The sequence below is a fragment of the Mesorhizobium sp. M7A.F.Ca.US.006.04.2.1 genome, assembly GCF_004022915.1.
Classification (GTDB): Bacteria; Pseudomonadota; Alphaproteobacteria; order Rhizobiales; family Rhizobiaceae; genus Mesorhizobium; species Mesorhizobium ciceri.
The window spans coordinates 1-5,505 of the sequence record NZ_RZQA01000417.1 but is presented as its reverse complement, the minus strand read 5'-3'; the positions used below and the strand labels follow the sequence as shown (position 1 = coordinate 5,505).

Here is a 5,505-nt window from a genome sequence, read left to right as displayed (position 1 = left end):
GCTCACGACCTGCGCGCGGGCTACCTCAAAGCGGATTCCGCCGACCGGGCCGCGGTAACGGCCGTGATCGCCAAGGCTGCTGGCCTCGTCGGCGAATTTGACAAGCCGCGCTACATCGATTTTTCCGCCGATCTGTGCGCTCATTCACGCTCCCGCATCATCGGTTGCACGCGTTGCCTGGATCTGTGCCCTACCGGTGCGATTGCCTCGGCCGGCGACCACGTGATCGTCGACGCAGAAATCTGCGCCGGTTGCGGCAATTGCGCGGCCGCCTGTCCGACCGGTGCAGCCGCATATGCCGTTCCGGATGCGCAAACCCTGCTTCGGCGGCTGCGTTCGCTCCTGGTCACATATCGAGAGGCGGGTGGCAGGGATCCGGTCGTTCTGTTCCATGACGGCTATCACGGCGAGCCGCTGATTGACGCGCTCGCGCGGTTCGGCCCAGGCCTGCCTGCGAATGTACTGCCAGTCGCCGTGAACGAGATAACGCAATTGGGAATAGAGGCGTGGATAGCGCCGGTGGCATGGGGCGCGGCGGCGGTGATGGCGCTCGCCTCCGCGAAGCCCAAGCACGAGCTCACCGGCTTGGCCCGCAACGTCACCATCGCCAATCTGCTCGCACGATCGCTCGGCTACGGGTCGGAACTCTGCGGCCTGATCGAAACCGACGATCCGGACATGCTGAGGTTGGCGCTCGACCGTGTGCAACCGGGCTCCAGCACGCCGACGCCGGCGACCTTCCTGCCCCTGGGGGACAAGCGCAGCCTGTTGCGAAACAGCATGATCGAACTGCATCGCGCCGCGCCGACGCCAGTCGAGCGCGTAGTGCTCCCAGCGGCAGCGCCGTTCGGCGGGCTCGATATCAATGTCGAGGGCTGCACGCTCTGCCTCTCCTGCGTGTCGGCGTGCCCAACGGGTGCGCTCTCCGACAGCGAGCAACAGCCTGCATTGTACTTTTCCGAAAGTGCCTGCGTCCAATGCGGGCTCTGCGCTGCGACTTGTCCGGAGAAGGTGATCCGTCTCGCCCCGCGGATTGATTTCCCGGCATGGAGCGCGCCACGTCGGGTCGTCAAGGAAGAACAGCCCTACGAGTGTATCCGCTGCGGCAACCCGTTCGGGACCCGCAGTACGATTGAGCGGATCGTCGCCAAGCTGGAAGGCAGGCACTGGATGTTCTCGGGCGAAAACGCGCGGCGGCTGGAACTGGTGCGGATGTGCGACAATTGCCGCGTCGATGCCGCCATGAGCGAAGACCTCGATCCCTATGCCGGTCCTGGCCGGCCGGCCCCGCGAACGACAGAGGATTATCTCCGGGACCGGAACTCGGAAACCAAACGGGTCTAAACTCAGTTGCTGCGGGTCTCGGCCTGTAGGAATCGTATCAGCGCCGCCCGATGCTCGGGGTCGCGAATGGTCTGCTCGGGCATCTTGGTGCCCGGCGTGTATCTGCTCGGGCCAAGCTCGAACAGCTTCGATACCGTTTCGGGCGTCCAGACGATGTCCATCTCCCTGAAAGCGGGCGAGTATCGGTAGCCAGGCACGGATGCGATCCTGCGGCCGAAGATGCCGTGAAGCGTGGGGCCGGCGCGATCGCCCTCGTGGGGATCGAGCGTGTGGCATGCGACGCAGGCGCGGAACACCTCCGCGTCCGGATTGCCGGCATATTCGGCCATCGGATCGGTCGAACCCTCGATCTTGGTTCCGAGCCGTTGCCCGGCCTCGACATTCCATTCTCCCACCACTTGATCCCCGCCGCCGCTCAAAAGCGTCTTTCCGTCAGGCGAGAAGGCGAGAGCCCAAACCGGCACGCCCGCGGTGCTAAATGTGCGAACGGGCTGCAGGCTTTTGACGTCGAGCAGCACAATTTCACCTTTGATCGACGAGGCGGCGATGTATCGTTCATTCGCCGTGACGGCGAGCGCGGTGATCGGACTTGACGAAGCTGCAACTTCGGCCAGGATTGTCCCGCCTCGGTTCAGTTCACTCAGCTTGCCGTCCGCGCCCCCGACGAACACGCGATCGCTCCTCGTCGCCACCAGCGTGCTCAGCGGTGCAGGCATCGCGACCCTGACCGGAGCTCCGCCTTCGGCCGGCCAAAGCATGACTGCCGCGTCGTAGCCGGCACTTGCGAGCGTCCCGTCGGAGAGGTATGCGACCGCGTTGACGTTTCCCCTGTGGCCTTCGAGGACGCGCGGCTCCCCGCCGGAAAGCGGCCACACCCGCACACTGCCATCCCAGGAAGCCGAAGCGAGGGTGGAGCCGTCGGGCGACACTGCGAGCGACACGACCGGCGCTGAATGGCCTTGCAGGACGGCGACCGGCGTGCTTCGTCCGGCCTCCCAGACCGCAATGCGGCCGTCCGCCCCCGCGCTGGCGAAGCGGCCTTGCGGCAGGGCTGCGACCGCATCGACCTGCCCATCGTGAAACAGCAGCACCTCCCGTGCTTCGCCGGTCTTGATCGACCAGATGATCGCCTTGGCGTCGAAACCACCGGTGATCGCAGTTTGCCCATCGGCCGTCACGGCAATCGCCCGCACTGGTCCGCCGTGACCGCGGAGATCGGCACCCAGCGCGGCGACCCCGAAGAGGAACGGAGCAGTTGCCATCAGACACATTGCGAGCGTCGTCTTCATTGCGCACCAGGCCGTTCCGTGCTCCCTTGGCGCAGCGCCGCCGTTGCGGGCATCAAGCTTGCTGGATCGGCCATATTGTTCAAACCGTTCGAGGCAATCATATGACCCAGAATATGGAAACCGATCCCTTCAACGTCTCCATGCGCAAGTTCCTCAAGCAGGTCGGCGTGACTTCGCAGCAGGCAATCGAGAAAGCCGTGGCGGAGAAGGGCCTGAAAGGACAGGGCCGACTGACCGTGAGGGCCCTCGTCACGTCTGAGCCAGCAGGCCTGCACCATGTCGTGGAGGGCGAGATCGATCTGGGGTGAGCAGCGACCGAGGTCGGGTTCGGCTGCTACTTCGCGAACCGGATCCGCCCGGCCGGCGATGGATCATACCCGGCAAGCTCGGCGGCGCGGCTGGCGAAGGTGTCTTGCTGCAGCAAACGCAGCAACGCCTGGATCGGTTGCTGAAAGTAGGTCCGCTGCCGCATCAGCAGGTCGAAGCTTTCCCAGGCCAGTGACACGAAATCGAGGCCGGCGGCGCAGGCGGCGGCGCGGGTGGCGATTCCGCAATCGGCCCGTCCGGTGCGCACGGCGGCTGCAAGCTCGGGACCGGTAAGGCAGGGGGGCTCCAGTCGGTTGACCTCGCCGTGGCTCGCGCCGGCATCCGTCAGCAACAAAGCGAGCAGCATGTCCGCGCCTGCGCCGCGTTGACGGACCGCAATGCGCGCGCCGGTCGCAAGTACGTCGGTCAACTTGTTGAGCGATTTCGGATTGCCTGGCGCCAGCAGCAGGCCCTGCTCGCGGCGGGCGAATCCGACCAGCACCGCATCGTACAGCCGCGGCCTCGTCGCAATCGCGGCGACATTCGGGTCCGGGTCGTCGCTGTGGAAATGGATCGCGGCGACAGACACCTCGCCGCGCAGCAGGCGTGTCACGCCGGCTTCCGTGCCTTCTGTCAGAAAGGCCAGGCCGGAGCCCGACTGACGCAGGCTCCATTCGAGCAGATCATCCTGGCTGCCACCGACGATCGGCGGCGGGTCGGATTGAATCATTCCTCCGGGCCGGACCAGTCCCGACATGACCCAATGGTCGAGTTCATGTCGGGGAAACAGCCATTTGCCGGCCACCTTGCTGCAGGGGAGGCGCTGCTGCGCAATCAGTTCGTAAAGCTTGCGTTCGCCAATGCGCAGATAGTCGGCGGCTTCAGATGTCGTCAGAAATTCCATCCTGCATTGATATGCATATTTCTGTGCCGGTTCAAGAATTTGACTCTGGCGGAAGAGTTGCAGGACATTGGCGCTGGACAGGATTGCGAGGAGCAATGTCGGAAGGGCTGGGCGCATGGCAACTGATCGCGAGCGGTGACGCGACGCTGTTTGCCATCGTGCGCCTGTCGCTCGCGGTCAGCCTTTCGGCTGTCGCGATTGCCATGGTCGCCGGCCTGCCGCTTGGCGCAATTATCGCGCTCTCGCGCTTTCCAGGTCGTTCGGCGATCGTCGTGGTGCTGAACGGTTTCATGGGCCTGCCGCCGGTGGTGGTCGGGCTGACCGTCTATCTGCTGCTATCGCGATCCGGGCCGCTGGGCGAGTTCGGTCTTTTGTTCACGCCCGCCGCCATGGTCTGCGCGCAGGCGCTGCTGGTGTTGCCCATCATCGCCGCTCTGACCCGCCAGACGGTCGAGGATCTGTGGCGCGAATATCGCGAGGAACTGAACGCGATGGAGGTCGGGCCGGTGGGCCTGGTCGCGACGCTTTTGTGGGACGGCCGCTTCAGCCTCGTCACTGCTCTGCTCGCGGGCTTCGGCAGGGCGGCGGCCGAGGTTGGCACCGTCATGATCGTCGGCGGCAACATCGATGGCTTCACCCGCACCATGACGACGGCAATCGCACTTGAAACTTCAAAGGGAAATCTGCCGCTCGCCATCGGACTCGGCCTGATTCTGATTTTTCTTATCCTGCTGATCAACGCGGCCGCCTGGGGCGTGCGGGTGTGGTCCGAGCAACGGGCGGGCTAGGGGATGCGGGCCGCTCAGAGCGATCTTCCACTTGTCTTCGATGACGTGTCGCTTATCGCTGGCGCGACGACCATACTCCAGCGGGTGAACCTGACGATCGGGCCACATGCGCCGACGGTGATCGTCGGCCCAAACGGGTCGGGCAAGACCTCCCTGTTGCGGCTTTGCATGGGGCTTACTGTACCTTCGGCCGGAACCCTGACTTGGGGCGGTCGGACCCTCTCCCCGAAGACGCGGCGTGCGATCCTGTTCCAGAAGCCTGTGATGCTGCGGCGCTCGGTGGCCGCGAATGTCGCCTACGGCCTGGCTACGGCCGGCTGTCCGCGTCGGCTTCGCGCGGCGCGCACGGAGGAACTGCTCGACCGCGTGGGTCTTCTCGATCTGGCGGCACGTCCGGCACGGCATTTGTCAGGCGGGGAGCAGCAGCGGCTGGCGCTCGCTCGCGCACTGGCGCGCCAGCCCGAGATCCTGCTGCTCGACGAGCCGACAGCCAGCCTCGATCCGGCGGCGACGCGTTTTGTTGAGCAGATCATCATCACGGCTGCCCAATCGGGCACGAAGATCATCATGGCCTCGCACCATCTCGGCCAAGTGCGCAGGATCGCTGGAGACGTCGTCTTTCTTGTCCGGGGGCGTGTTTGCGAGCATGCCGTTGCCGGCGATTTTCTGGATCGTCCCGCGACTCGGCAAGCGGCTGCCTTCGTGCGCGGCGAACTCGTGCTTTAATCAACCGGACGGAGATTGAGATGCTGACCCGCCGAATGTTGTGTGCGCTTGTGGTGCTTCTGATGCTCGCGAGCGGCGCGCCTGCCCAGGAGCAGTCGATAGTTGTGGCGTCAACGACCTCGACGCAGGATTCTGGGCTGTTTGACCA

Annotated in this window: 6 protein-coding genes and 1 pseudogene; 5 read left to right on the top strand and 2 right to left on the bottom strand. The window is 64.9% G+C overall.

Annotation, left to right across the window (positions count from 1 at the left end; all coding sequences use genetic code 11):
• The coding region (locus EN925_RS21200) for a 4Fe-4S binding protein (protein WP_128336882.1) at positions 1-1,344 on the top strand (1,344 nt) is incomplete at its 5' end.
• Between the two features lie 2 nt (positions 1,345-1,346).
• On the opposite strand, the gene EN925_RS21195 is transcribed toward EN925_RS21200, so the two are convergent.
• Positions 1,347-2,606 (bottom strand): hypothetical protein, encoded by a 1,260-nt coding sequence (locus tag EN925_RS21195; RefSeq protein WP_245465186.1) that lies wholly within the window; start codon positions 2,604-2,606, stop codon positions 1,347-1,349.
• A gap of 128 nt (positions 2,607-2,734) precedes the next feature.
• Here EN925_RS21195 and EN925_RS21190 point away from each other — a divergent pair, with 128 nt between their 5' ends.
• On the top strand, positions 2,735-2,941 hold the full coding sequence (locus tag EN925_RS21190; protein WP_064994243.1) for a DUF6494 family protein: 207 nt from the start codon (positions 2,735-2,737) through the stop codon (positions 2,939-2,941).
• Positions 2,942-2,967: 26 nt separating this feature from the next.
• Here EN925_RS21190 and EN925_RS21185 read toward each other — a convergent pair whose 3' ends face one another.
• Entirely contained in the window at positions 2,968-3,843 is an 876-nt protein-coding gene (locus EN925_RS21185; protein WP_127385643.1) for a helix-turn-helix transcriptional regulator, read from the bottom strand.
• A gap of 95 nt (positions 3,844-3,938) precedes the next feature.
• On the opposite strand from EN925_RS21185, the gene EN925_RS21180 reads away from it, so the two are divergent.
• The 3 genes and pseudogenes from EN925_RS21180 to EN925_RS40830 all read left to right on the top strand — a co-directional run.
• Positions 3,939-4,631 carry an ABC transporter permease gene (locus tag EN925_RS21180; RefSeq protein ID WP_064994245.1) on the top strand — a complete coding sequence of 231 codons (693 nt, stop codon included), beginning with the start codon at positions 3,939-3,941 and terminating at the stop codon, positions 4,629-4,631.
• Between the two features lie 3 nt (positions 4,632-4,634).
• The gene (locus EN925_RS21175) at positions 4,635-5,357 is read left to right on the top strand and encodes an ATP-binding cassette domain-containing protein (RefSeq protein ID WP_064994246.1); all 723 of its coding nucleotides are present in this window, start codon (positions 4,635-4,637) and stop codon (positions 5,355-5,357) included.
• 20 nt (positions 5,358-5,377) lie between these two features.
• A pseudogene (locus tag EN925_RS40830) lies at positions 5,378-5,505 on the top strand (sulfate transporter); the annotation flags it as partial.